The organism is Litoribacter ruber (assembly GCF_018449405.1).
GTDB lineage: Bacteria > Bacteroidota > Bacteroidia > Cytophagales > Cyclobacteriaceae > Litoribacter > Litoribacter ruber.
Map to the genome: position 1 here is coordinate 7,312 of NZ_JAHCMY010000030.1, position 998 is coordinate 8,309.

General features: G+C 54.5%; 1 protein-coding gene. It reads right to left on the bottom strand.

Translation table 11 applies throughout. The features are described 5' to 3' along the window. Window positions 1–768 precede the first annotated feature (768 nt). On the bottom strand, window positions 769–998 hold a 230-nt coding region (locus tag KI659_RS18370), incomplete at its 5' end, for a hypothetical protein (RefSeq protein WP_213946851.1).

Sequence of the window (998 nt, forward strand, 5' to 3'; positions counted from 1 at the left end):
ATTAGACATACCAGTCCCAGGAAGAAAAAGATCATTCTTTTTTTCATCGTATAATTCGTTAATATTTACCGTAAATAATTCCCCCGTTAGAAGCGCTTGTCCCGAGAGCCCCCCCCCATTACTCCTCCTTAATCCTATAATCAGTCCCCGCTGGGCATTATGCCCACGGGACGATCACCCATTATCCATAAACCTTAAGCGGCGAAGCCCAATAAACCATAAACGGCGAAGCCCCGAAACCGGCGCAGCCAAGTAACCTAGCCTGCGCAGCAGTCGATAAACCATAACCGGCGCTGCCCATAAACGGCGAAGCCAAGTAAACGGCGCAGCCCAAAAACAAGACTGCGCACCAGTCGATAAACCATAACCGGCGCAGCCCAAAAACGGCGAAGCCAAGTAAACGGCGCAGCCCAAAAACAAGACTGCGCACCAGTCGATAAACCATAACCGGCGCAGCCCAAAAACGGCGAAGCCAAGTAAACGGCGCAGCCCATAAACTAGACTGCGCAGCAGTCGATAAACCATAACCGGCGCAGCCCATAAACGGCGAAGCCAAGTAAACGGCGCAGCCCATAAACTAGACGGCGCAGCAGTCGATAAACCCTAACCGGCGCAGCCCATAAACGGCGAAGCCAAGTATACGGCGCAGCCCATAAACTAGACTGCGCAGCAGTCGATACACCATAACCGGCGCAGCCCATAAACGGCGAAGCCAAGTATACGGCGCAGCCCATAAACTAGACTGCGCAGCAGTCGATAAACCATAACCTACTGCGTTTCCGGCGGCTCCTTCCCCAAAGGCCTGACCTCTACACGAACGTCCAGCTGATTCTTCATCCCCTCCTCCCTCAATATCACCCCGATCGCCTTACACAGCAATATCGCCTCCTCCTGCTCCCGGCTCAGCGGCTTCGGCTTGGGATCAGGCACATACGTACAATTGGGTTTCCCCTTACCGAGCATCCCCCCCTCCAGCCCCCGATCCCCCACCAGCAGCC